The organism is Amycolatopsis sp. NPDC004378 (assembly GCF_053602455.1).
Genome location: NZ_JBSGDR010000018.1, coordinates 1 through 23,955 on the forward strand (window position 1 = coordinate 1; position 23,955 = coordinate 23,955).

Consider the following 23,955-nt stretch of genomic DNA (forward strand, 5'->3'; position numbering starts at 1 on the left):
GGCTGGTGAAGAACGGCCGGGAAGAGGAGGCCCGGCGAGGCTGCCTATGCACGATAGGCAGCCAAACGGCTGCATGTCAACCGGGGATCACCGGAAGCGGATCACCGTGATGCCCGCGAGCACGAAGAACACCAGGACGACCAGCGTGCTCGTCTGCCCGCCGGACGACCGCGTCACGACCTGGTCGACGGTCCCGGTCAGCCGCACCCCGCACTCGGCGACGACGGTGTGCCGCCCGGCCTCGATCCGGGTGAACTCGACCGGCGCGGTGAAGGCGCCGGACGCGTCGGTGTAGGCGGAGCCGACCTCCGCGCCGTCGGCGGTCAGGGTGACCATCCGGCTCGGCTCGCAGCCCTTCCCGGAAGCGGAGAGTTCGTCGCCGGGCTGGACGCTCGGCCGGTCGAGCACCAGTTCCCCCGGCTTGGGCTCGGTGCTGGTGGTGGCCGGGGTGCCGGGTGTGGTGGACACGGGAGTGGTGGAGGTCGGCGGCGTGGTCGTGGTGCTCGGCGGGGTGGTGGTCGTGCGGGGCGGGGTCGTGGTGGTGCCGGGCCGGGTCGGCGTGGTGGTCACGACGGGCGGCGTGGTCGTCGGCGGCGGCGGGGTCGTGGTGGTGACCCCGGTGACGGTGAACCGGCTGCTCGCGGTGAGCGGCTGCTTGGTCCGCGCGTTGGTGCACGTGCCGGTGACCGGGTAGGTGCCGGGCTGGGTCCCCGCGGGCACCGTGGCCGCGACCGTGCCGCTGGTCTGCTGGAGGGTCGCGTTCGCCGTCCACATCGGCGTCCCGTTCCAGGAGAAAGTGATCGCAGTGCCGCATGGGTAGAAATTCCAGGAAATGGTGAAGGAACTCCCGGCCTGCCCGCTCGACGGTTTCAAACCAACCGTTGAGGTGTATTGTGCGTTGGCGTTACCCGCGAAGGCCAGAAGGAGCGTCGCTCCCGCCGCCGCTGCCAAAAACAGGCGAACCACGAATCGCATTGGGACGTCCCTCCCCGGTGTGTGCTCGCTGTAGCATTCCGGACCAGTCGGATAACGCAAGTAGGGGATGCCCAATGGGACGTGTCATCGCGGCGGGGGTTGCGTTGGGTTTGTGCGCGGTGGTGCTGGGCGCGCCACCGGCGTCGGCGGCGGATTCCGGCTCGCTCGGCGTGCAGGTCGCCATCGACCGGCAGCCGATCGCGGACGCGACCGTCCCGGTCGATCCGGCCAAGCAGGTCGAGTTGCGGGTCGTGGCCACCAACTCGGGCACCGCGCCGGTGCGGGTGCGCAGCGTGCGGCTCTCCGGCGTCGCGCTCGCCCTCACTTTCTTCGCCTACGACACGACAGCGCCGTTCGACGTGCCCGCGCGGGGCTCGGTCACCCGGACGTTCGTGCTCGACCTCGGCGACCTCGCCGGGCAGGCGACCGGGCTGCTGCCGTCGTCGGTCGAGCTGCTCGACGCCCAGCGCGGCACGCTCGGCGAAGCGACGACCGTCGCGGACGTCCGCGGTTCCTTCTGGTCGGTCTACGGCGTCTTCGGCCTGGCGATGCTCGTGCTCACGGTGCTCGCCTGGCTGACGGCGTTGCTCGCGCTGGCGCGGCACCGGCTGGCGCCCAACCGCTGGCGCCGCGGCCTGCGGTTCCTGCCCGCCGGGTTCGGGACCGGGCTGGTCGCGGTCATCTCGCTGTCCGTCCTGCGGCTGGTGCCGCCGGAGCCGGCGATCGAGATCCCGGTGGTGCTGGGCGCCGCGGCGATCGCGTTCCTGCTCGGCTACCTGACGCCGCACCCGGCGCCGCCGGCTGTCACCAGGAGTGACGAGACCGTGCGGATGGCTGTCCCCTCCACGCAGGAATTCACCCGATGAGCGCACCGGCCGAGCTGGTCGCCGCGCTGCCGCAGTACGACATCGGGGCGGAGATCGGCGAAGGCGGCATGGGGGTCGTCTTCGCGGGCGTGCACCGGTCGCTGGGGCGCAGCGTCGCGATCAAGCAGCTGCCCTGGGACGTGCTCAACCACCAGACGAGCAGCGAGCTGTTCGACCGCGAGGCCCGCGTGCTGGCCAGCCTCGACCACCCGCACATCGTGCCGGTGTACGACTACGTCCGCACCGGCCGCGAGCACCTGCTGGTGATGGAACGGCTCGACGGCGGCACCGTGCACAGCCGTTTCCACGGCGACGGCCTCAGCGGCGAGCAGTCCTGCGCGATCGGCCTGGCGATGCTCGCCGGACTGCACGCGGCGCACCGGGCGGGCGTGCTGCACCTCGACGTCAAGCCGCGGAACCTGCTGTTCAACCTGCAGGGCGTGGTGAAGGTGGCCGACTTCGGGATCGCGCGGGTGATCAGCGAGGGCGCCACGCTCGTCACGCACGGCGGCGAGATCCTCGGCACCCCGGCTTACATCGCGCCGGAGCAGGCGATGGGCAACGCCCTGAGCCCCGCGGCCGACGTCTACGCGGCCGGCACCGTGCTGTACGAGCTGCTGTCCGGCCAGCTGCCGTTCGACAACACACGCGGCGCGATCAGCATGATGCGCCAGCACATGTTCACCGACCCGCGCCCGATTTCCGGCGTGCCGATGCCGATCGCCGGAGTGATCATGCGCGGCTTGGCGCGCGAACTCGACTCGCGCTACCGCGAAGCCGAGTCTTTCGCAGCCGACCTGGCCGCGGCCGCGACGGCGGTGTACGGCCCGGGCTGGCTCGAACGTTCGGGCGTGCCGGTGCTGCACCTGACGCCCCGGGTGATCGCGGGCCTCAACTCGGCGACCGCACCGGCCCCGCCGGAGGAGGCCCGGACGCGCCGTGTCCAGCGACCGTCCGGCCCGAACGCGACGCTGGTCGCGCCGAGCGGCGCGGCGGACACCGCAGGCCCGGGCGGCTGGGGTGTCGGCTCACCCGGAGTTGCGGGCGGTGGTGCGGCTGGCGGCGGTGCCGGGGCCGGTGTGGTGGGCGGTGGCCCGGATTCCGCTTGGCCAAGCGGCAGTGCGGGGGTCGGCGTTGCGGGCGGGGGTGCGACTGGCGGTGGTGCCGGGGCCGGTGGTCCGAATTCCGGCTGGCCGGGGGCCGGTGTGGCGCGCGGTGGCCCGGATTCCGCTTGGCCAGGCGGCGGTGCGGGAGCCGGCGCGGCGAGTGGCGGCTGGGGCCCCGGCGCCGATGCGGCCGGCGGCGGCCCGGGTTCCGGCTGGGCCGGCGACGGTTCCGGCCCGCTCGACCCCGCGTCCCACCAAGCGCGCGGCTCGGCGGCCGTCCTGTGGCTGCGACTCGCCGCGGGGGCGGCCGCGATCGTGCTCGTCGTGCTCGCGCTGCTCAACCCGGCGCGGCTGCCGCACCCGGCGTCGTCCGCGCTGAACCTCGCGGGCTCGCCCGTGTCGTCGCCGGTGGAGGTGGACCTGAGCAAGCCGCTGACCTTGACCGGCGCCGGGAACCCGGGGCACGTCGCGCTTTCGCTGTCCGCGGCCGGCATCCCGCTCGGCTCGGCCGAAACTGACGCGAAACCGGCCGGAAACGGCTTCACCGCGCAGCTCACCCTGCCCGCGCTCGCGCGGTGGATCGTCGGCGGTGCCGTCACCGCGACGGTGCGAACCGGCACCGACACCCGGACCTTCACCCTGCTCACCAGCCAGCACCCGCTGGCCAGCGCGATGGGCGCGGGCAGTCTCATCCTGGCGCTGTTCGCGCTCGCCTACCTCGAGTCCGGGCTGCGGACGATCCGCAACGGCCACCCCTGGCGCGGCGCTTCGGTCGGCGCGCCCGTGCTGGGGCTGCTGTTCGGCGCGGTGGTCTGGTTGTGCGTTTCGGTGCTGCGCGTGCACGAGCCGTCGCCGGGGTTCGGCGCCGGGTGCGCGGTGGCCGGCGCGGTCGCGGCCGGGCTCGTCGTCGCGGCGGCGCGGCGCCGGGCGTCCACTGTGGTCAGTCGACCATCCGGACGGTGACCTGCGGGCTGTAGCTCTTGCGCCGGCTCCACCCGGTTTCGGCGCAGAGGCTCAGCTGGATCGCGCGGTCGGCGGGCGCCCAGTAGCCGGTGCGGACGAAGTAGCCCTCCATCGTGTTCAGCGCGCCGAGGCGCTTGCGGGCGGAGCACATCTCCCAGCCCCACTGGCGTCCGGACTTCTCGACGCCGTTGCGCCGCACGGACAGGCACGGGTTGCCGACGGCGCGGATGTCGGCGTCGCCCTCGGTGACGTAGACGACGCCGTCGATCTTGTAGAACCGGTTGTTGTCGAGCAGCGAGACCTGCCCGGAGAGCGTGACCCCGACCCGGCCGCCTTCGTCACCGGTGAGCGTCCAATCGAGACAGAATTCCTGGACCGGGAGTTCCAGCGACTGGGTCATGACTCGTTCCCCTTGTTCTCACTGTGCGTCCCTTTCAGAAGATAGGGAAAATCCGGACGCCGTGAAGAGGTGCGGACGATCTTCACCCGAAGGGTTCCCGGGCGTTGGATGCCTTGCCGTGCATGGGTTTTCAGGCAACCGGGTGACGTCGGGCACGCGAGGTGAGCACGGCTGCTCTTTCGGGGTGGTGTCCGCCGCACGGACGGGTCCCGCTCGATTTCGATCACGCTGGGTGAGCTGAAGGTAAAGGAACCATTACCTTTGCCGGGACGTTGGCAGGGCATGAGCGAGCCCACTGTCATCGAACTCGGGCCACGCGACATGCTCGTCGTGGCGGGCCTGCCCGGAGCGGGCAAGACGACGATGCTCCGCCACGCGGCGCCGGGCCTCCCGGTGCTGGACTCCGACGAGGTCCGCGCCCGCCTGGCGGCGGCGGTCCCGCGAGTGCCGTACCGCTGCTACCGGCCGGTGGTCCACGCGTGGCACCGGGCGCGAGTGGTCGGCCGCGCGTTGTCGGCGGCCGGGCCACTGGTGGTCCACGAGCCGTCGACGCGCGCTTCGACCCGCGCGCTGCTGGCTTTGGTGGGCGTGGTGAGCGGCCGCCCGGTCCGGCTGTTGTTCCTGGACGTGCCGGCGTCGCAGGCGCTGGCCGGCCAGCGCAGCCGCGGCCGCGTGGTGCGGCCGCGGTCGTTCGCCCGCCACGTCCGGCGGGTGGGCAAGTGGCGGGAGGAGTTGCTCGCTTCTCGGGTGCCGACGGGGTGGCGGAGCGTGCAGGTGATCGACCGCGCCCGGGCGGGCCGCACGCGGGTGGTGGCCAAGCTGCTGGTCGCCTGCTGAGGTCGGCCGCGGGCGGGCGGCGAAAGCCTGGCTCGCCGGGCCGCCGAGACTTGCACGGCGATCTGCCGGAGGCTGTCGAAGCTGCGGGCGGCGAAGGCGCTGAGGCTGGCACGGGTCGCCGAGGCCTGCGCGGCGGTCTGCCGGAGGCTGTCGAAGCTGCGGGCGGCGAAGGCGCTGAGGCTGGCACGGGTCGCCGAGGCCTGCACGGCGATCTGTCGGAGGCCGTCGAAGCTGCGGGCGGCTAACGCACCGAGGCTGGCACGGTCGCCGGTCGAAGGCGGGCCCGCCGAGGCTCGGCCTGTCCGTCACCGCCAGTGGATGCGGCAGGTGCACCACAGCCTTCCATCACTCTCGGTTGGTCTGGACATTTTACATATTGGTCTAGACAATAAGAGGTCTCTCCCCGACTGGAGGACCCGATGAGGCGTTCCAGACTGTCCGCAACCCTCGCCGCCGTTGTGCTGGCGCTCTCCGGTCTGGTGGCCGGGACGCCCGCGCAGGCCGCCAACCTCCTCGCCAACCCCGGCTTCGAAGCCGGCTCGCTCTCCGGCTGGACCTGCGCCAACGCCACCACCGTCAGCACTCCCGTGCACGGCGGCAGCTACGCCCTCGCCGGAACGCCCGTCGGGGCCGACTACGCCCAGTGCTCGCAGACCGTGTCCGTTCAGCCGAACACCACCTACACCGTGTCCGCCTGGGTGCGCGGGAACCCCGTCTACCTCGGGATCACCGGCGGTGCCTCGACCTGGTCCGGCAACTCCGGCGTCTACAACCAGCTCAGCCTCACCTTCACCACCGGCAGCCAGACCTCCGCCCAGCTCTACCTCCACGGCTGGTACGGCGCCGGCACCTACTACGCCGACGACGTCGTCCTCGACGGGCCCGGCGGCAGCACCCCCGGCACCCCCGGCGCGCCCGGGACCCCGGCGACCGGCGGCGTCACGACCAACTCCATCGCCCTGACCTGGGGCGCGAGCGCCGGGACCGTCACCGGGTACCGCGTCTACGAAGGCAGCACCGTCGTCGCGACGACCAGCGGGACCAGCGCCACCGTCAGCGGCCTGGGCGCCTGCACGACCCACAGCTACGCCGTCGCCGCCTACAACGGCGCCGGTGAATCCCCGAAGAGCGCGACCACCAGTGCCACCACCACCGGCTGCGTCGACACCGGCCTGCCGAAACACGCGCTCATCGGCTACCAGCACGCCAGCTTCGCGAACGGCTCCGGCTACATCCGGATGGCGGACGTCCCGGCCGCCTGGGACATCATCGACCTCGCGTTCGGCGAGCCGACGTCCGTCACCTCGGGGGACATCCGCTTCAATCGCTGCTCCGCCACCGAATGCCCGAACGTCGAGAGCGACGCCGACTTCGTCGCCGCGATCAAGGCGAAGCAGGCGCAGGGCAAGAAGGTCCTCATCTCCATCGGCGGCCAGAACGGCCAGGTCCAGCTGACGACGACCGCCGCGCGCGACAAGTTCGTCAGCTCCGTCTCGGCGATCATCGACAAGTGGGGCCTCGACGGCCTCGACGTCGACTTCGAGGGCCACTCGCTGTCGCTCAACGCCGGGGACAACGACTTCCGCAACCCGACCACGCCGGTGATCGTCAACCTGATCTCCGCGCTGAAGTCGCTCAAGGCCAAGTACGGCTCGGGGTTCGTCCTCACGATGGCGCCGGAGACGTTCTTCGTGCAGGTCGGCTACCAGTTCTACGGCGGCACGAGCGCCGGTGACGCGCGGACCGGCGCGTACCTGCCGGTGATCCACGCGCTGCGGGACTCGCTGACCGTGCTGCACGTCCAGGACTACAACTCCGGTCCGGTCATGGGCCTCGACAACCAGTACCACACCATGGGCGGCGCGGACTTCCACATCGCGATGACCGACATGCTCAAGGCCGGCTTCACCGTGGCGAACACCGGGCAGTTCTTCCCCGGGCTGCGGCCGGACCAGATCGCGATCGGCCTGCCCGCGGCGGTCAGCGCCGGCAACGGCTACACCTCGCCCGCGGACGTCCAGACGGCGGTGAACTGCCTGGTCAAGGGCAGTGGCTGCGGCTCGTACACGCTGCGCGGCGGCACGTCGTCGGCGCTGCGCGGGCTGATGACGTGGTCGATCAACTGGGACAGGTACTACAACTGGGAGTTCCAGAACAGCCACGAGCCGTTCCTGAACTCGCTGCCGTGACGCCGGGCGGTGTGCCCCGCCCCGGTGGGGCACACTGCCTGACGTGGTGAAACGCGACTCCGTGCTGACGCGCGTCGTCCGGATCTTCGAGACGTTCGAACCGGACGCGCCCGCGCTGCGCGTCACCGACATCGCGCGGCGCGCCGGCCTGCACGTCGCGACGGCGTCGCGGCTGGTCGAAGAGCTGGTCGGGCACGGCTGGCTGCGGCGCGACCCCGATCGGAGGGTTCGAGTGGGTGTCCGGCTGTGGGAGCTCGCGTCGCGCGCGTCGCCGACGCTCGGGCTGCGCGAGGCGGCGCTGCCGTTCATGGAGGACCTGCACGCCGTCGTCGGGCACCACACGCAGCTCGCCGTGCTGGAGGACCGCGAGGTGCTGTTCGTCGAGCGGCTTTCCGCGCCCGGCGCGGTCGTCAACGTGACGCGGGTGGCCGGGCGGCTGCCGCTGCACGCGTCGTCGTCCGGGCTCGTGCTGCTCGCCCACGCGCCCGCCGACCTGCAGGAACAGGTCCTCGCGGGCCCGCTCGGCGCGTTCCGCCGGACGACGCTGACCGATCCGGCGCGGCTGCGGCGGTTCCTCGCCGACGTCCGGCGCGACGGCTACGCGTACTGCGCCGGCTTCATCGACGAGGAGACGACCGGGATCGCCGTGCCGCTGCGGGGGCCGGGCGGCCGGGTCGTCGCGGCGCTGTCGGTGATCGTGCCCAACGACCGCAACGCGCGGATGCAGATCCCGGCGCTGCGCGCGGCGGCGCGGGGAATCTCGCGGACGCTCTCTCACTGAACGAGAATGTCGTAGAGTGCGGCCCGGTGGGTGGCCCATGCTCGGGCTCTCCGCGTGAAAGGACGTTCCGTGCGCACCCAGGTCGTCATCGTCGGCGCCGGCCCGGCCGGGCTGCTGCTGTCCCACCTGCTCGGGCTCGAAGGCATCGACTCGGTGCTCGTCGAGCGGCAGACCGCCGAGTACGTCCAGGCGCGGATCCGCGCCGGCATGCTCGAGGCGGGCACGGTCGAGCTGCTGCGCTCGGCGGGCCTCGGGACCCGGCTCGACGTCGAAGGCATGGAGCACCGCGGGATCCACCTGCAGTGGCCGGGGGAGCGTCACCACCTGGACTTCGTCGACCTCGTCGGGCGGTCGGTGACGATCTACGGGCAGACCGAGGTGACCAAGGACCTGATGGCGGCGCGGGAAAAGGCGGGCCGCCCGGCGTTCTACTCGGCGTCGGACGTCACCCTGCACGACGTCACGGGCTCGCCACACGTGACCTTTGTGGACTCTTCGGGGGCGGCTCGGCGGGTCGACGCCGACGTCGTCGTCGGGTGCGACGGGTTCCACGGGCCGAGCCGCTCGTCGATCCCCGCGCCGCAGCTCTGGGAGCGGACGTACCCGTTCGCGTGGCTGGGCGTGCTGGCCGATGTCGCGCCGTCGGCGGACGAGCTGATCTACGCCTGGCACCCGGACGGCTTCGCGATGCACAGCATGCGGTCGCCGCACGTGAGCCGGTTCTACCTGCAGGTCGCGCCGGACGAGGACATCGCCGAGTGGAGCGACGACCGGATCTGGACGGCGCTCTCGACGCGTCTCGCCCACTCGGGCTGGACGCTCGAGACGGGCACGATCACGGAGAAGAGCGTCCTGCCGATGCGGAGCTTCGTCGCGACGCCGATGCGGCACGGAAACCTTTACCTGGCCGGGGATGCGGCGCACATCGTGCCGCCGACGGGCGCGAAGGGCCTGAACCTCGCGGTCGCCGACGTCTCCCTGCTGGCGCGCGCGTTGACGGCGTCGTTCCGCGGCGACGACCGGCTCGCGGAGGCCTATTCGGAGACGGCGTTGAAGCGCGTCTGGCGGTGCACGCACTTCTCGTGGTGGATGACGTCGATGCTGCACCGCCACGGCGACGACTTCGACGCCCAGCTCCAGCTCTCCCAGCTCCGCCGCACCGCGAGTTCGACGGCCGCGAAGACCGAACTGGCCGACAACTACGCAGGCCTGCCCCTGTAACCCCGTGACGGGAGGGGCATCACGCGTGATCAGAAAGGCATCACGCGTGTCTGGAGGGGCATCACCTGTGATTGGCAGGGCATCAGCGTGATGCCCCGCCAATCACAGGTGATGCCTGCTCAATCACGGGTGATGCCTGCTCAATCACGGGTGATGCCTGCTCAATCACGGGTGATGCCTCTTGGTGCACGAGCCTGGGCTTGACGTCTTGGCCTCGTACGGCGCACCATACCTGCGTAGTAATTCGAATTATCAGTGCGGGAAGGCTTTATGAGGGAACTGGACACGGAGATTCTGGTGGTCGGCGGGGGGCTGGGCGGGGTGGCCGCCGCGCTGGCCGCGGCGTCCCACGGCCGCCGGGTCGTGCTCACCGAGGAGACCGGCTGGGTCGGCGGGCAGCTGACCGCCCAGGCCGTGCCGCCGGACGAAAACCCCTGGATCGAACGGTTCGGGTCCACCCGCACCTACCGCGACCTGCGCGCGGGCATCCGCGACCACTACCGCCGGCACTACCCGCTGCGCGCCGAAGCCGCGAAGCACCCGGAGCTGAACCCCGGCGCGGGGCGGGTCAGCAAGCTCTGCCACGAACCCCGGGTCGCGTTGGCCGTCCTCGAGGCCATGCTCGCGCCGCACGTCAGTGCCGGGCGGATCGACGTCCTCCGCCACCACCGCCCGGTCGGGGCGCACACCACCGGCGACCGCGTCGACGCCGTGACGCTCGAGAACGGCGAAGACCGCGTCACCGTCAAGGCCCGGTACGTCCTCGACGCCACCGAGAACGGCGACCTCCTGCCGCTCACCGGCACCGAACACGTCACCGGCGCCGAATCCCGGGCGGAGCACGGCGAACCGAACGCCCCCGAGCAGGCCGACCCCGCCAACCTCCAGGGCATCACGTACTGCTTCGCGGTTTCCCACCACGAAGGCGAAAACCACGTCATCGACAAGCCGGAGACGTACGGCTTCTGGCGCGACTACCAGCCGGACTTCTGGCCCGGCCCGCTGCTCGGCTTCGTCGCGCCCGACCCCCGGACGCTCGAGCCGGTCAAACGCACCTTCGTCCCGAACCCGCCGGGCGACCCGCTCGCCGTGAGCGCAGACCAGAGCGCCGACGCCGGTGACAAGGAACTGTGGGCCTTCCGCCGCATCCTCGCCCGCAACCTCCACACCGACGGCGCCTTCGACTCCGACATCACCCTGGTCAACTGGCCCCTCAACGACTACTGGCTCAAGCCGGCGCTGACCATCCCCGGCCACACGACCGAGGCGGACGTCGCGAAAGCGCACGAAGAAGCCAAGCAGCTCAGCCTGTCCGTGCTGTACTGGCTGCAGACCGAGGCGCCCCGCGCGGACGGCGGCACCGGCTTCCCCGGCCTCCGGCTGCGCCCCGACGTCACCGGCACGAAGGACGGCCTCGCGAAGTCGGCGTACGTGCGCGAAGCGAGGCGCATCAAGGCCGTCACGACCGTCACCGAGCACGACGTCTCGGCGGAGATCCTCGGCGTCGACGGCCGGGTCCGCCGCGAGGACGCCGTCGGGGTCGGGAGCTACCGGATCGACCTGCATCCCTCGACCGGCGGGGACAACTACATCGACGTCGCCAGCGTGCCGTACGAGATCCCGCTGGGTGCCCTGCTGCCGATCAGCAAGACCAATCTTCTGCCCGCGGGCAAGAACATCGGCACCACGCACATCACGAACGGCTGCTTCCGGCTGCACCCCGTGGAGTGGAACATCGGCGAGGTCGCCGGACTGCTCGCCGCGTTCGCGCTCGGCGAGGGTGCCGAGCCGCGAGACGTCAGAACCGACAGCAGGCTCTTCGAGGACTTCGCGCGTGTGCTGGACGCCGCCGGGGTGGAACGCCGGTGGCCGGAAGTGCGGGGGTACTGATCGTGCTGCCGGTAAGGTCCCGGACAGTCGCGCGGGAGGGAGTCACGGATGACCGCGGGTTCGGGCCGCGTCACGCAGGCCCAGGTGGCACGCCTGGCCGGCGTCTCGCAGGCCGTCGTGTCGATGGTGCTGAACGGCTCCGACAGCCTGCGCATCACGCCGGAGACCCGCGACCGCGTGCAGCAGGTGCTCCGCGAAACCGGGTACACCGTGGACATCATGGGCCGGCGCCTGCGCGGCGGGTCCAACCAGATCCTCGGCGTGTTCACCTACGAGTCGGTGTTCCCGTCCGGGGTGGCCGACTTCTACCGGCCGTTCCTGCTCGGCATCGAGGAGGAGGCCGAGGCGCAGGGGTTCGACCTGCTGCTGTTCACCAGCGGTGGCCGCCGCGACGGGCGCCGCCGGATCTACGAGGCGGGCACGAACCGGCTCCGCATCGCCGACGGCTCGATCCTGCTCGGCCGCCACAACGACCCGCAGGAGCTCGCGCAGCTCGTCGAGGAGCAGTTCCCGTTCGTGTTCGTCGGCCGCCGCGAGTCGCCGACCGGGCCGATCAGCTACGTCGGCGCGGACTACGTCGCGGCCACCCGTGAGGTCCACGAGTGGCTGTGGGGGCTCGGGCACCGCCGGATCGGGCTGCTCAGCGTGACCGAGGAGAACGAGCCGACGCTCGACCGCCGCGCCGGGTACGAAGCCGCGGCGCGCCGGCACCGCCGGACGCCGCTGGTGTTCCTGGAGGAAGACCCGGCCGTCGCGCTGCGACAGGCACGCGAAGAAGGTGTCACGGCGTTGCTCGTCGAGAGTTCGGCGATGGCGGACGCCATCCTGGCCTGCGCGCACGAGCTCGGCTTGGGCGTGCCCGAAGACCTGTCCATCGTGGTGCTCGGGGACGCCGACCCGTCGCAGCAGCCGCACGCGCACGCCGTGCCGAGCACCGGCACGGACTGGTCGATGTTCCGCATCCCGCGCCACGAAATGGGCGGGCACGCCGTGCGCGTGCTCGTCGGGCTGCTGAAGAACCCCAAGCCCCGCCAACTGCTCCTGCCGTGCACGATCCACGAGGGCGCCACCACGGCGAGACCCTCCACACCAGACTCCCGCTGAGGCCCGAGCGGCCTGTTGACAGCACTGGCGGCGGCACTTACCGTCGCTGATAATTCGAATAACCAGGAGGCATCGTGGCCTACCGGAGAATCCGGCTGCTCGCCGCGGCCCTGTCCGCCGTCGCACTGGCCTCGACGGCGTGCTCGGGCGGCGCCGGCGACGACAAGGACATCGCCCTGCGCATGACCGTCTGGACGACGGACAAGAACCAGCTCGCCCTCTTCGACTCCATCGCCGCCGAATACCGCGCGGCGCACCCGGAGGTCACGTCGGTCAAGTTCGACGTCGTCCCGGGGGACACCAGCGCCTACTCGGCCGCGCTCACCACCCAGCTCTCCGGCGGCAACCCGCCCGACCTGGCGTGGATCCTCGAGCGCGACGCGCCGGACTTCGTCCAATCCGGAGCGCTCACGAACCTCAAGCCCACTTTGGACGCTGCCGCCGGGTACAACGCGGGCGAACTGGTGCCGTCCGCGACCAAGCTGTGGACCAAGGACGACGGCCTGTACGCCTACCCGTTCTCGACCTCGCCGTTCGGCATGTTCTACAACAAGAACCTGTTGACCCAGGCGGGGATCACCGAAACGCCGGACCAGTTGCTCGCGAGCGGACGGTGGACCTGGGACGCGGCCAGGCAGATCGCCACCCAGGTCGCCGCGAAGGACACCGGCAAGGCCGGCCTGGTCATCCGCGAGTTCGAGTACAAGCAGTGGGTGCTGCTCGCCTCGGTCTGGCGGGGCTTCGGCGCCGACGCCTGGGGCCCGGACGGCAGGTCCTGCGGGTTCACCTCGCCGGAGATGACGTCCGCGATGACGTTCCTGCACCAGGCGATCTTCACCGACAAGGCGCTGCCCGGCCCGGGCACGACGGCGGACTTCTTCGCGGGGGAAAGCGGCCTGACCATCGCCCAGATCAGCCGGGCCGGGCTGCTGAAGAGCAAGCCGTTCGACTGGGGCATCGTCCCGCTGCCCGCCGGGCCGAAGGCGAACGCGCAGGTCATCGGCCAGGCCGGGATCGGCGTGCCGGTGAAGGGCAAGAACGCCAAGGCCGCGGCGGACTTCCTCGCGTTCTTCACCAACCCGGCCAACTCGGCGAAGCTCGGCCAGTACTTCCCGCCGGCTCGCGACAGCCTGCTGAACGCGGCGGCACTCGCCAAGGCGAACCCGCTCTTCAGCCAGGAGCAGCTGCAGAACGTCGTGGTGAACGGGATCAAGACCGGCGCGGTGCTGCCGTCGCACACCGGGAGCGCGCGGATCGCGTCGCTCGTCCAGTCCGCTTTGGACCCGATGTGGAGGCCGGACGCGAACGTGCCCGCCGCGCTGGCCGGTGTCTGCCAGGCCATCGACCCGGCGCTGAGCCGATGACGTGGACGACGAAGAAGCGTGACGAGCTGGCGGGGTGGCTCTTCGTCGCCCCGCAGGCCCTCGGGTTCCTCGCCTTCGTCGTCGCGCCGCTGGTCGCGGTGGTCTGGTACAGCTTCCAGGACGTCAACCTGCTGGCCGGGACGTCGTCGTTCGCGGGCGCGGGCAACTACGCGAAGCTCTTCGACGACCCGACCGCGCCGAAGGTAGCGCGCGCCACGGCGATCTTCTGCGTCGGCCTGGTCGTGCTCAACCTCGCGCTGGCGTTGTCGCTCGCGTTGCTGCTCAACCTGAAGCTGCGCGGCACCACGGTGTTCCGGACGGTCTTCTTCTCGCCGGTCGTCATCACGCTCGTCGCGTGGACGATCGTCTGGAACTTCCTCCTGCAGGACAACGGCGGGATCAACTCGCTGCTGCAGGCGATCGGCCTCGACGGCCCGAACTGGCTGCGCGGCAACGGCACCGCGATGCTGTCGGTGGTCGTGGTGCAGGTGCTGAAGAACGTCGGCCTCAACATGGTGCTGTTCCTGGCCGCGCTGCAGGGCATCCCGCAGTCCATTGTGGAGGCGTCCCAGCTGGACGGCGCCGGGCCGTGGCGCCGGTTCCGCTCGGTCACCCTGCCGATGATCAGCCCGACGACGTTGCTCACCGCGATCATCACCGTCGCCGGCGCGCTGCAGGTGTTCGCGCAGATCCAGGTGCTGACCCTCGGCGGGCCCGCGGACAGCACCAACGTGCTGGTGTTCTACTTCTACCAGCAGGCCTTCGCCAACCACGACCTCGGCTACGGCTCCGCGCTGGCCGTCGTGCTGTTCCTGGTGATCCTCGTGCTCACGCTGCTGCAGTGGCGGATGCGGAAGCGGTGGGTGTTCCATGAGTCGTAGGGCGAAGATCGCCTGCTACGCCGTGATGGTCGTGCTGGCCGTGCCGTTCGTGTTCCCCACCTGGTGGATGATCACGGCGTCACTGCTGCCGGCCAACGAGGTGCTCGCGTACCCGCCGAAGCTGTTCCCGGACCAGCCGCAGTGGGAGAACTACCGGGCCGCGTTCGCGGACTTCCCGTTGGCGCAGCAGTACTTCAACAGCCTCTACATCGCCGTGCTCGTCACGCTCGGCACGATGTTCTTCTCCTCGCTCGCCGGGTACGCGTTCGCGCGCATCCGGTTCCGCGGCGAGAAGCTGTTCGCGGTGATCCTCATCGGACTGATGGTGCCGAGCGAGGTCACGATCATCCCGCTGTTCCGGGTGGTCGACGACCTCGGCCTGACCAACACGCACTGGCCGCTCATCGTCGTCCCGGTCTTCGGGGCGCCGAGCGTGCTGGCGACGTTCGTGATGCGGCAGTTCTTCATCGCGATCCCGGGCGAGCTCGAAGAAGCCGGCCGGCTCGACGGCCTTTCGCGCTTCGGGCTCTACCGGCGCGTCGCCCTGCCGATCGCGAAGCCCGCGCTGGCCGCGGTCGCCATCTTCACGTTCCTCAACACGTGGAACTTCTTCCTGGAACCGCTGGTCTACCTGACCGACAAGAGCATGTTCACCCTGCCGGTGGCGCTGACGCAGTACGTCGACGTCTACGGCGGCCACCTCTGGAACGTCCAGCTCGCCGCCGCGACCACGACGGTCGTGCCGGTGCTGGTCGTGTTCGTCATCGCGCAACGCCAGTTCGTCGAAGGGCTCGCCCAAAGCGGCCTGAAAGGCTAGGAGGCAGTCGTGCTCGATCGCAGAACCTTCCTCGGCGGAGCCACGGCCGCCACGGTGCTCGGCCTCGTCGGCGCCCGCACGGCGGCCGCGGCGGTGCCACCCCCGGCCGGTCCGTACCCGCCGCTCGCCCCGCTCCCGGCCGGGGCGCCCGACCGGCGGCTCTTCACGCCCGAGGAGCAGCGCTTCGCGCCCTACCTCGCCATCTTGCCGGGCATTGTCAACGATGTCAGCACGGATCCGGGCCCCCTGGGGTTCTTCGGCGGCGGCTGGTGGCGCACGCCGAGCCAGCCGTACAACGCCCGCGTCCAGGAGCACGTCCACACGCTGAGCTGGTTCTACGCGAACCGGCGCCCGTGGAACCCGTATTACCTGGATCCCGCGCTGCGGAACCGGCTCGAAGCCGCGATCGTGCACTACCTGAACCTGCAGCACGCCGACGGGTCGTGGCCGGAGTACTCGGTCGACGAGAAGTCCAAGGCGGCCACCGGTTTCGGCATGGGCTACCTCGCGAAGACCCTGGCCAACCTGCGCCGGGTCAACGCGCTGCCCGCCCGGCGCGCCGAACTGGAAGCCGCGCTGCACCGGGGCATGACGTGGTTCCTGAACCCGGCCAACCCGATCTGGGCGCACCCGATCGAATTCGCCAACCAGAACACGTCCGGGCTTTCGTCGTCGCAGCTCGCCTTGACCCTGACACCCGACGCCACGCTGAGCCGGCAGCTGGCCGACCGGATCGAGTTCCTCGCCGCGAACGGCCAGAGCCCGGCCGGGTTCTTCTACGAACCGACCGGGATGGACGTCAACTACAACTTCGAGGTCATGCTCCCGGAGCTGGCCGAGATCCACGCGCTGACCCGCGACCGCACGGTCGTCGGGATGGCCCGGAAGTTCGCGGACTGGTTCGGCTACAACGTCGTGCGCGAACCGGACGGCTCGGGCTCGCTGACCTACGTCGCCACGTCGAGCCGCACGCACGTGACCTGCTACGACGACGTGATCCCGGACCCCGACCGGACCAACCTCGGTTCGCTGTTCGTGCCGGAGGTGCCGGACCTGGCCGCGTTCTTCACCACGCGCGAGGACCGAGCCGAAACGCGCAGGCAGTGGGCGAAGGTACCCGGCCCGGCGATCGGACCGGCCAAACAGGACACTTCACCGCGCATCCTCGCGCACGTCTCCTACGGCGAGGCGTTCCCGTCGCGCGGGGAGAAGCAGGCCTCGATCCGGCAGCTCCCGTACCTGCGTTCGAACGACTTCGCCGTCCAGCGCCGGGATGACGAGCTGAACCAGACCTACTGCTACGTCCGGCGCCCGCAGCTGTACCTCGCCGGGTTCTGGGGCACACGGGCATCGACCTACGTCCGGGGCGCGCAGGGCCTGCTCTGGCACCCCCGGGCGGGCATGGTCGTGGACTCGCAGCAGGACGACACCCAGTGCTGGGCCAGCGTTCTGCCCGGCGGCAGCCCGGACGCCCGCGGCCTCCTCGACGCGGAGTTCTTCATCGGCGACCGCCCGTGGGACGGCAGCCGCAAGGTGCCCGGTTCGGCCCCGGTCGTCGTCCGGTACACCTTGGACAGTCGCATCCGGACCGACTTGACGAACACGCGCGACACCGTCACCCGGGCCGTGCGGGGGACGACTCCGCTCACCGAGCAGATCCCCCTGGTCCTGCACCCGGGCGACGACGTGCGGTTCGCCGACGGCACCCCGGTCACCCCCGGCGCCGACGCGCACGCGACGGCGTCAGGGCTGACGATCCGCCGCGGGGGCACGACGATCGCCATCGGCTGGGGCACGGCCCTGGCCGCGACCGTCACGGCCACCGCCGTCACCTTCCTCCGCGACGGCGCGCGGCGGCTGCACGTCCTGCGCGTCCCGCACCCCGGCGTCCTCACCACCGGGATCCGGCTTCGGTAGCCGGACGGTGAACGTCGAGCCGACGTCCACTTCGGACTCGACGGTCACCGTGCCGCCGTGCGCCGACACCAGGTGCCGCACGATGGCGAGGCCGAGCCCGCTGCCGCCGGTCTGGCGGCTGCGGGACTTCTCGGCCCGCCAGAACCGGTCGAACACGTGCGGCAGGTCTTCGGCGGCGATCCCGGCGCCGGTGTCCGCCACGGCGAGCGTCACCGCGTCCACGGTGGACCGGACGTGCACGGTCACCCGGCCGCCGGGCGGGGTGTGCCGGATCGCGTTGGTCACCAGGTTGCCGGCGACCTGGCGCAGCCGGACCGGGTCGGCGTCGAGCCCGGCCGAGCCGATGGCCTCGACGGAGAGCGTGACGCCCGCTGCGGCGGCCCGGTCGGCGTGCGCGGCGGCGACGTGGCCGGCGAGCTCGGCCGCGTCGAGCGGCTCGGGGTGCAGCCGCAGGTGCCCGGCGTCGGCCGCGGCGAGGTCCTGCAGGTCGTCCACGATGTGCTGCAGCAGCACGGTTTCCTCGAGCAGCGACGCGGACAGGGCCCGGTCGAACGGCAGGTGCCCGTCCTCGGCGGCCTCCAGCCGGCCGCGGATGACGTTGAGCGGGTTGCGCAGCTCGTGGGCGATGTCGCTGACCATCGCCTTGCGCTGCTCCTCGATGCGTTCGCGGCGGGCGGTGAGGTCGTTGAACGCGGCGGCGAGGTAGCCGACTTCGTCGCGGGTCTTCACCGGTGCCGGCCGGTCCTGCTTCGCCGCCTCGGTCAGCGCGCGCAGCGGCCGGGACAGCCGCCGCGCGACGAGCACGGTGATCAGCGCGGCCAGCACCAGCACGCCGCCGGTCACCGCGAGGATCCGGGTGAGGTTCTCCCGCGAGAGCGTGAACGTCGGCAGCTGCGACCCGCCCGGGCCGAGCGTGAACAGCAACGCCGGCGGCGCGACGAACGGCGTCAGCTGCGCGCGGCGCGCGGAGTCGACGCAGGCCCGGCTGGGTCCCTGGTCCGCGACGCCGAGGGCGTCGAAGTCGAGGCCGAGCTTCACCGGCTCCGCGCCCTGGGCCTGCAGGCAGCGGTTCACGGCCTCGTCGAGGCTGTCGAGCGCGGCCTGCTCGGTCGGCGTCGGCTCGGCCAGCTCGTAGAGGCCGCACTTGGCCGCGAAGTAGCGGGCGGCCAGCGGGTCGAGGGCGGTGAGCTGGGCGCGGCCGCTCGCGCCGTCGCGCACCTGGCTGGGGAAGCCGAGCGCGGTGAGGCAGGCGGCCGCCTTCTGCGCGAGCGAGCCCAGGTCGGCGCGTTCCTTGGGCGGCAGCCGGAACGGGCCGGCCGCGCGCGGGTCGATGCCGCTCGTCCCGGCCTGGGGCAGCAGGACCGGGTCGACGTGCAGCGGGTCGACCGACGCCGTCGCCTTCACCGGCAGCGTGACCGGCGCGCCGCCGGAGTCGCCGAGGACGCGGCGGTCCAGGGTGGTCAGCACGATCCGGCGGCCGGTCTGCTCGGACAGCGCCTTCACCTTCGGCCCGACCTGCTCCCAGGTGTGGTTGGCCGCCGCGAAGCCGATCAGCTCGGTGTAGATCGTCGCGTCGCCCGAGAGCGCCTGGCCCTGCTCCTGCTGGATCGCGTGGGTGGTGGTCTGCACGGCGAGCCACGCGGTCGCGGCGATCGAGCCGAGCGCGATCAGCAGCGAGACGGCCGTCAGCCGGACGACCAGGCTGCGTCTGCGGGGGAAGCTACGCGTCATCTTCCGCCGTCAGCTTGTAGCCCACGCCGAACACGGTCCGCAGGTAGACGGGCTTCTGCGGGTCGGGCTCCAGCTTCTTGCGCAGGTTGAGGACGTGGACGTCGATGATCCGGGTGCTGACGAACCGGTCGTCGCCGCGGGTGAGCTCCAGCAGCTGACGGCGGGTGAACACCCGGCCGGGCTGCCGGATCAGCGTCTCCAGCAGCTGGAACTCGCCGGGCGTCGTCTCCACCGGGCGGCCGTCGATCGACACCTCGTGCCGCACCGGGTCGAGCCGCAGCGCGCCGGCGCGCAACGCCGTGTCGGGCGGTTCGTTCCGGGACGCCGTCCGCCGCAGCAGGGTCCGGACGCGGGCCATCAGCTCGCGGGGGCTGTACGGCTTGGTCAGGTAGTCGTCGGCGCCGAGGTCGAGGCCGAGGAGCAGGTCGTCCTCGGTCGCGCGGGCGGTCAGCATCAGCACCGCGACGTCGGACTCGCCGCGCAGGATCCGGCAGACGTCCAGGCCGTCGACCTTGGGCATCATCACGTCCAGGACCAGCAGGTCGGGCCGGTCGCGGCGGGCCTCGTCGAGGGCCGCGCGGCCGTCCGGGGCCAGCACCACGGTGTGACCTTCGCTCTCGAGGTAGAGCCGGAGGACCTCGGCCTGCTTCTCGTCGTCCTCGGCGACCAGTACACGTGCGCACACGGCGTCGAGGTTAGGCGTCCTGACAGCGCCGCCACCCGATCCTGACCGGATCTTCATACCTCCGGGCACGAGCCAGGTCTTTGTCAAAGTGTTGACCCGGGGGCCGGGCGCAGGCAAAGGTCGGATGACAAGGCTGTCAGCTCTGGGAGGCTCCGGGTGCGGTACAGGTTCATGGCGGCGCTGGTCGCGACGGCGGTGATCGGGGTGCCCACGGTCGCTTCGGCGGCGCCGACAACGATGTCATCGCTGGTCGGCGACCCTTCGGCGTACGTCGACCCGCTGATCGGCACCGGCCGGGGCGGCAGCTCGGTCGGCGAGATCAACAACTTCCCCGGCCCGGCGGCGCCGTTCGGGATGATGCAGTTCTCGCCGGACACCCAGGGCGCGTACGCCGGCTACCAGTACCACTCCGACCAGATCCGAGGTTTCAGCCTCGACCACGCGTCGGTCGGCTGCAACGCGTTCGGGGACGTGCCGCTCCTGCCGGTGACCGGCGACGTCGGCAGCGCGCCGTGGGACCGCACCGAGCACTTCAGCCACGACGGCGAGCAGGCCGAGCCGGGCTACTACGCCGTGACGCTCGCCGACTCGAAGGTCCGGGCCGAGCTGACCGCGACCACGCGCACCGGGCTCGCCACGTTCACCTACCCCGCCGGCTCGACGCCGCAGGTGCTGGTCAAGGGCGGCGCCAGCCTCGCCGGGAACTCCGCTGCCACACTGAAGATCACCGGCGACCGCGAAGTCAGCGGCTCGGCCACCACCGGCAACTTCTGCGGCAAGGGCAACAAGTACACCGTCTACTACGCCATCACGTTCGACCAGCCGTTCACCGCGCACGGCACGTGGGACGGCTCCAGCGTCAAACCCGGCACCGACAGCGTCGACTCGCCGCGGGCGGGCGCGTACCTGACGTTCGGTTCCTCGACCGTGCACGCGAAGGTGTCGATGTCCTATGTGGGCGTCGAGGGCGCGAAAGCCAATGCCGCCGCGGAAGTCCCGGGCTTCGACTTCGCCGCCGTCCGGAAGTCCACCCGGGACCAGTGGACGCAGGCGCTGGGCAAGATCCGCGTCGCGGGCCGCGATACCGCGCAGCTCAAGACGTTCTACACGTCGCTCTACCACTCGCTGATGCACCCCAACACCTTCGACGACGCCGACGGGCGGTACATCGGCTTCGACAACCAGGTCCGGACCCTGCCGAAGGGCCGGCACCAGTACGCGAACTTCTCCGACTGGGACACCTACCGCTCGCTCGCGCCGTTGCACGCCATGCTGTTCCCGAAGGAAGCCAGCGACATGGCGCAGTCGCTGACCAACGACGCCGTGCAGGGCGGCTGGTGGCCGCGCTGGCCGATGGCGAACGGCTACACCGGGCAGATGACCGGCGACAGCTCGGTCGCGCTGATCTCGAACCTGTACGCGTTCGGCGCGCGGGACTTCGACGTCAAGACGGCGCTGAAGTACCTGGTCAAGGGGGCTACTTCGGTCGACGACACACCTGGCGCGTATCAGGAACGCCGGGGCGTCGCCGACTACGTCGCCCGCGGGTACATGCCGAACAACGACGCCTCCCGCGGCGACCACGCGCGCGTCGGCGCGTCGATCACCCTGGAATGGGCGATCGACGACTTCGCCATCGCGCAGTTCGCGCAGGGGATCGGCGACCGCGACGTCGCCCGCGAGTTCACCCGGCGCGGCCAGAACTGGCAGAACATCTTCAACCCCCTGACGGGGTACCTGCAGCCGCGCGCGCAGGACGGCCGCTTCCCGGACGGCCCGGCCTACGTCCCGCCGCCGCCCGGCAAGTTCGGCCAGGACGGCTTCGACGAGGGCAACGCGGCGCAGTACACCTGGCTCGTCCCGCAGGACCCGGCCGGTCTCGTGACGGCGATGGGCGGGCCCGCGGCGGTTTCGTCCCGGTTGGACACCTTCTTCCAGAAGCTGAACGTCGGCCCGAACGAGCCGAACATGTGGGCCGGCAACGAACCCGACTTCGGCGTGCCGTTCCTGTACAACCACGTCGGGCAGCCGTGGAAGACGCAGCAGGTGGTCCGCGAGATCGCGACGACGTTGTTCAGCGCCACCCCGGACGGCGAGCCGGGCAACGACGACCTCGGCGCGCAGTCGTCGTGGTACGTCTGGGCCGCGCTCGGCATCTACCCGGCAACCCCGGGCACGCCGGACCTGGTCGTGGCCAGCCCGCTGTTCGAACGCGCGGTGCTGTCCCTCCCCAATGGCCGGACGATCGACATCCACGCGCCGAACGCGCCGGCGACGTACGTGCACGACCTGTCGCTGAACGGCCACGACTGGGAGCGCACGTACCTGCCCGCGAACACCGCGCGCGACGGCGGGCGGCTGGACTTCTCGCTCGCGTCCACTCCGGACCGGCGCTGGGCCGCGGACGCCGAGCCGCCGTCCTATCGCGACAGTGAAAAGCCGTTCCTGGCGTCGGCGACCAACCAGGTCGCCGTCGCGCCCGGGAGCGGCGGATCCGTCACGGTCAGCGGACAACGGCTCGGCGGGCACGATCGCTCTCTGGACGTGACGACGACGGCACCGGCCGGGGTGCGGGTGACCGGCCCGCGGCAGCTGCGGCTCGACGACCGGACCGGCAGTGGCACGGCCAACCTGAGCGTTTCCGTGGCCGCCGGGACGCCCGAGGGCTACTACCAGGTGCCGGTGACCGTCCGCGGCGGCGCGACGACGGTGTCGTCGTCGGTGATCGTGCTGGTCGCGCCCCCGGGCGGGCCGGCGGCCGCGTACTCGAACGTCGGCATCTCCGACGACGGCGACACCGGGTCGGCCGACATCGACGGCGCCGGGAACAGCCTCTCGCGCCAGGCCCTGGCCGCGGCCGGGCTCGTCGGCGGCAAGCCGTCGCAGGCCGCGGGCACGACGTTCACCTGGCCCGCCGCGCCGGCGGGCCGGCCGGACAACGTCGTCCCGGCCGGCCAGACGATCCAGGTGTCCGGGACCCGGCTGTCGTTCATCGGCACGGCGTCGAACGGCGACCACCAGGCCAAGGCGACGGTGACGTTCACCGACGGCACCACGGGCCAGGCCGACCTGTCGTTCGGCGACTGGGTCTTCCCGGGCGGCGGCACGGACCCGGTGTTCGGCAACACCCTGGTCGCGCGCACCGACCACCGCAACCAGCCGGGTGGCCCGGGTGGCGGGGCGTCGGTGTACGCGACGGCGCCGTTCGACGCCCCGGCCGGGAAGCGGATCGCCTCGGTGACCCTGCCCGCCGACGCGAACCTGCACGTCTTCGCGATCGGCCTCGCCTGACAACCCGCGGCAAACCCCTCAGCCCGGCGAACCCACCGCGCAGACCGCGATCGGGGTGGCGTTCGCCGGGTCCAGGGCGTTGCGGACCAGGTGCCAGACGTTGAGGTCGTAGGCCTCGCCGATGTGGCCGACCGGGTCGAACGGGCACGAGTCCTGGACGTAGCGGTTGTGCACGCCCGGCTCGCGGACGAACGACGTCTCCGTCGGCGTGACCAGTTCGTCGTAGCGGGACGTGATGATCGTGTAGTCGATGCCGGGCTGGGCGACCGGGCCGGTGTTGAGCGCGACGATCGCCGCGCCGCCGTCCAGCTCGTCGGCGAAGATCGGCAGGCCGATCGTCTTCACGATGCTGTCCCACGTCGACTTGCCGAGCAGCTTGTAGGCCAGTGTCAGGAGCCCGGACGCGTTGGCGCCGTGGGTCGGCGGGGCGATCGCGACGACCTTGCCGATCTCGCTCTGGATGCCCTGCATCTTGGCCAGGTAGATCGACTGGAGGCCGCCTTCGGAGTGCCCGACGACGTCGACCTGGGCGGCGCCGGTGGCCGCGCGGACCTTCTCGACGAAGTCCTTGATCTCCGAGGACGACTCCGCGACCGGCTTCAGCCCGCCGACGAACGGGAACTGCGGGTAGGCGCCGTAGGTGAGCGAGAACGTGCAGTAGCCGCGGGCGGCCAGGTCGGCCTGGAGGAAGTTGAGGTCCTCGTAATAGGTCGCGAAGGTGCCGTGGAGCAGCACGACCGGGTTGGGGTGGGCCGCACCGGGGCGGCAGCCGAAGTCGTTGTTCCCGCCGCTCGGCGCCGCCTGCGCCGGCGTCGCCGCGCTCAGGGCGAGCGCGCCCGCCAGGCCGATCGCGGCCAGCCACCGTTTCGTTCCCCGCGCCATTGCCGAGTCCCTTCGTCTGGTTGGTATGCACAGCATGCGCCGCTTGATCAACGCT

At 71.4% G+C, this 23,955-nt stretch carries 18 protein-coding genes; 13 read left to right on the forward strand and 5 right to left on the reverse strand.

What is annotated here, in order from left to right:
• Nucleotides 1-87: 87 nt before the first annotated feature.
• A complete protein-coding gene (locus ACWEN0_RS36660) occupies nucleotides 88-468 on the reverse strand; it encodes a hypothetical protein (RefSeq protein ID WP_451984175.1) in 381 nt (126 codons plus the stop codon).
• Between ACWEN0_RS36660 and ACWEN0_RS36665 the strand changes: the two genes are divergently transcribed.
• The 3 genes from ACWEN0_RS36665 (at nucleotide 458) to ACWEN0_RS36675 (ending at nucleotide 3,910) form a co-directional block, all read left to right on the forward strand.
• Nucleotides 458-694 (forward strand): hypothetical protein, encoded by a 237-nt coding sequence (locus ACWEN0_RS36665; protein WP_451984177.1) that lies wholly within the window; start codon nucleotides 458-460, stop codon nucleotides 692-694. The genes ACWEN0_RS36660 and ACWEN0_RS36665 overlap by 11 nt on opposite strands.
• A gap of 355 nt (nucleotides 695-1,049) precedes the next feature.
• On the forward strand, nucleotides 1,050-1,841 hold the full coding sequence (locus ACWEN0_RS36670) for a hypothetical protein (RefSeq protein ID WP_451984179.1): 792 nt from the start codon (nucleotides 1,050-1,052) through the stop codon (nucleotides 1,839-1,841).
• The gene (locus tag ACWEN0_RS36675) at nucleotides 1,838-3,910 is read left to right on the forward strand and encodes a serine/threonine-protein kinase (protein WP_451984181.1); all 2,073 of its coding nucleotides are present in this window, start codon (nucleotides 1,838-1,840) and stop codon (nucleotides 3,908-3,910) included. The genes ACWEN0_RS36670 and ACWEN0_RS36675 overlap by 4 nt, the downstream gene beginning before the upstream one ends.
• Here the strand turns inward: ACWEN0_RS36675 and ACWEN0_RS36680 are convergent.
• Complete coding sequence (locus ACWEN0_RS36680) at nucleotides 3,888-4,310, reverse strand: hypothetical protein (protein ID WP_451984183.1); 423 nt, start codon at nucleotides 4,308-4,310, stop codon at nucleotides 3,888-3,890. The genes ACWEN0_RS36675 and ACWEN0_RS36680 overlap by 23 nt on opposite strands.
• A 282-nt stretch (nucleotides 4,311-4,592) precedes the next feature.
• On the opposite strand from ACWEN0_RS36680, the gene ACWEN0_RS36685 reads away from it, so the two are divergent.
• The 9 genes from ACWEN0_RS36685 (at nucleotide 4,593) to ACWEN0_RS36725 (ending at nucleotide 15,394) form a co-directional block, all read left to right on the forward strand.
• Nucleotides 4,593-5,147, forward strand: a complete 555-nt coding sequence (locus ACWEN0_RS36685) for an AAA family ATPase (protein WP_451984185.1) — start codon at nucleotides 4,593-4,595, stop codon at nucleotides 5,145-5,147.
• 419 nt (nucleotides 5,148-5,566) lie between these two features.
• On the forward strand, nucleotides 5,567-7,336 hold the full coding sequence (locus ACWEN0_RS36690; RefSeq protein WP_451984187.1) for a chitinase: 1,770 nt from the start codon (nucleotides 5,567-5,569) through the stop codon (nucleotides 7,334-7,336).
• 43 nt (nucleotides 7,337-7,379) lie between these two features.
• Nucleotides 7,380-8,117 (forward strand): IclR family transcriptional regulator, encoded by a 738-nt coding sequence (locus ACWEN0_RS36695; protein ID WP_451984189.1) that lies wholly within the window; start codon nucleotides 7,380-7,382, stop codon nucleotides 8,115-8,117.
• 69 nt (nucleotides 8,118-8,186) lie between these two features.
• A complete protein-coding gene (locus tag ACWEN0_RS36700; protein ID WP_451984191.1) occupies nucleotides 8,187-9,338 on the forward strand; it encodes a 4-hydroxybenzoate 3-monooxygenase in 1,152 nt (383 codons plus the stop codon).
• Nucleotides 9,339-9,608: 270 nt separating this feature from the next.
• On the forward strand, nucleotides 9,609-11,228 hold the full coding sequence (locus ACWEN0_RS36705) for an FAD-dependent oxidoreductase (RefSeq protein ID WP_451984193.1): 1,620 nt from the start codon (nucleotides 9,609-9,611) through the stop codon (nucleotides 11,226-11,228).
• 48 nt (nucleotides 11,229-11,276) lie between these two features.
• Entirely contained in the window at nucleotides 11,277-12,332 is a 1,056-nt protein-coding gene (locus tag ACWEN0_RS36710) for a LacI family DNA-binding transcriptional regulator (protein WP_451984195.1), read from the forward strand.
• Nucleotides 12,333-12,406: 74 nt separating this feature from the next.
• Nucleotides 12,407-13,696 (forward strand): ABC transporter substrate-binding protein, encoded by a 1,290-nt coding sequence (locus ACWEN0_RS36715; protein ID WP_451984197.1) that lies wholly within the window; start codon nucleotides 12,407-12,409, stop codon nucleotides 13,694-13,696.
• On the forward strand, nucleotides 13,693-14,577 hold the full coding sequence (locus ACWEN0_RS36720; RefSeq protein WP_451984199.1) for a carbohydrate ABC transporter permease: 885 nt from the start codon (nucleotides 13,693-13,695) through the stop codon (nucleotides 14,575-14,577). Before ACWEN0_RS36715 ends, ACWEN0_RS36720 begins: the two co-directional genes overlap by 4 nt.
• Nucleotides 14,567-15,394 (forward strand): carbohydrate ABC transporter permease, encoded by an 828-nt coding sequence (locus ACWEN0_RS36725; RefSeq protein ID WP_451984201.1) that lies wholly within the window; start codon nucleotides 14,567-14,569, stop codon nucleotides 15,392-15,394. Before ACWEN0_RS36720 ends, ACWEN0_RS36725 begins: the two co-directional genes overlap by 11 nt.
• Nucleotides 15,395-17,137: 1,743 nt before the next feature.
• Here ACWEN0_RS36725 and ACWEN0_RS36730 read toward each other — a convergent pair.
• Nucleotides 17,138-19,042 (reverse strand): sensor histidine kinase, encoded by a 1,905-nt coding sequence (locus tag ACWEN0_RS36730; protein ID WP_451984203.1) that lies wholly within the window; start codon nucleotides 19,040-19,042, stop codon nucleotides 17,138-17,140.
• Entirely contained in the window at nucleotides 19,032-19,727 is a 696-nt protein-coding gene (locus ACWEN0_RS36735; protein WP_451984205.1) for a response regulator transcription factor, read from the reverse strand. Before ACWEN0_RS36735 ends, ACWEN0_RS36730 begins: the two co-directional genes overlap by 11 nt.
• A 156-nt stretch (nucleotides 19,728-19,883) precedes the next feature.
• On the opposite strand from ACWEN0_RS36735, the gene ACWEN0_RS36740 reads away from it, so the two are divergent.
• Nucleotides 19,884-23,018 (forward strand): GH92 family glycosyl hydrolase, encoded by a 3,135-nt coding sequence (locus tag ACWEN0_RS36740; RefSeq protein ID WP_451984207.1) that lies wholly within the window; start codon nucleotides 19,884-19,886, stop codon nucleotides 23,016-23,018.
• Between the two features lie 18 nt (nucleotides 23,019-23,036).
• Here ACWEN0_RS36740 and ACWEN0_RS36745 read toward each other — a convergent pair whose 3' ends face one another.
• Entirely contained in the window at nucleotides 23,037-23,900 is an 864-nt protein-coding gene (locus ACWEN0_RS36745; protein WP_451984209.1) for an esterase/lipase family protein, read from the reverse strand.
• Nucleotides 23,901-23,955: the final 55 nt, after the last annotated feature.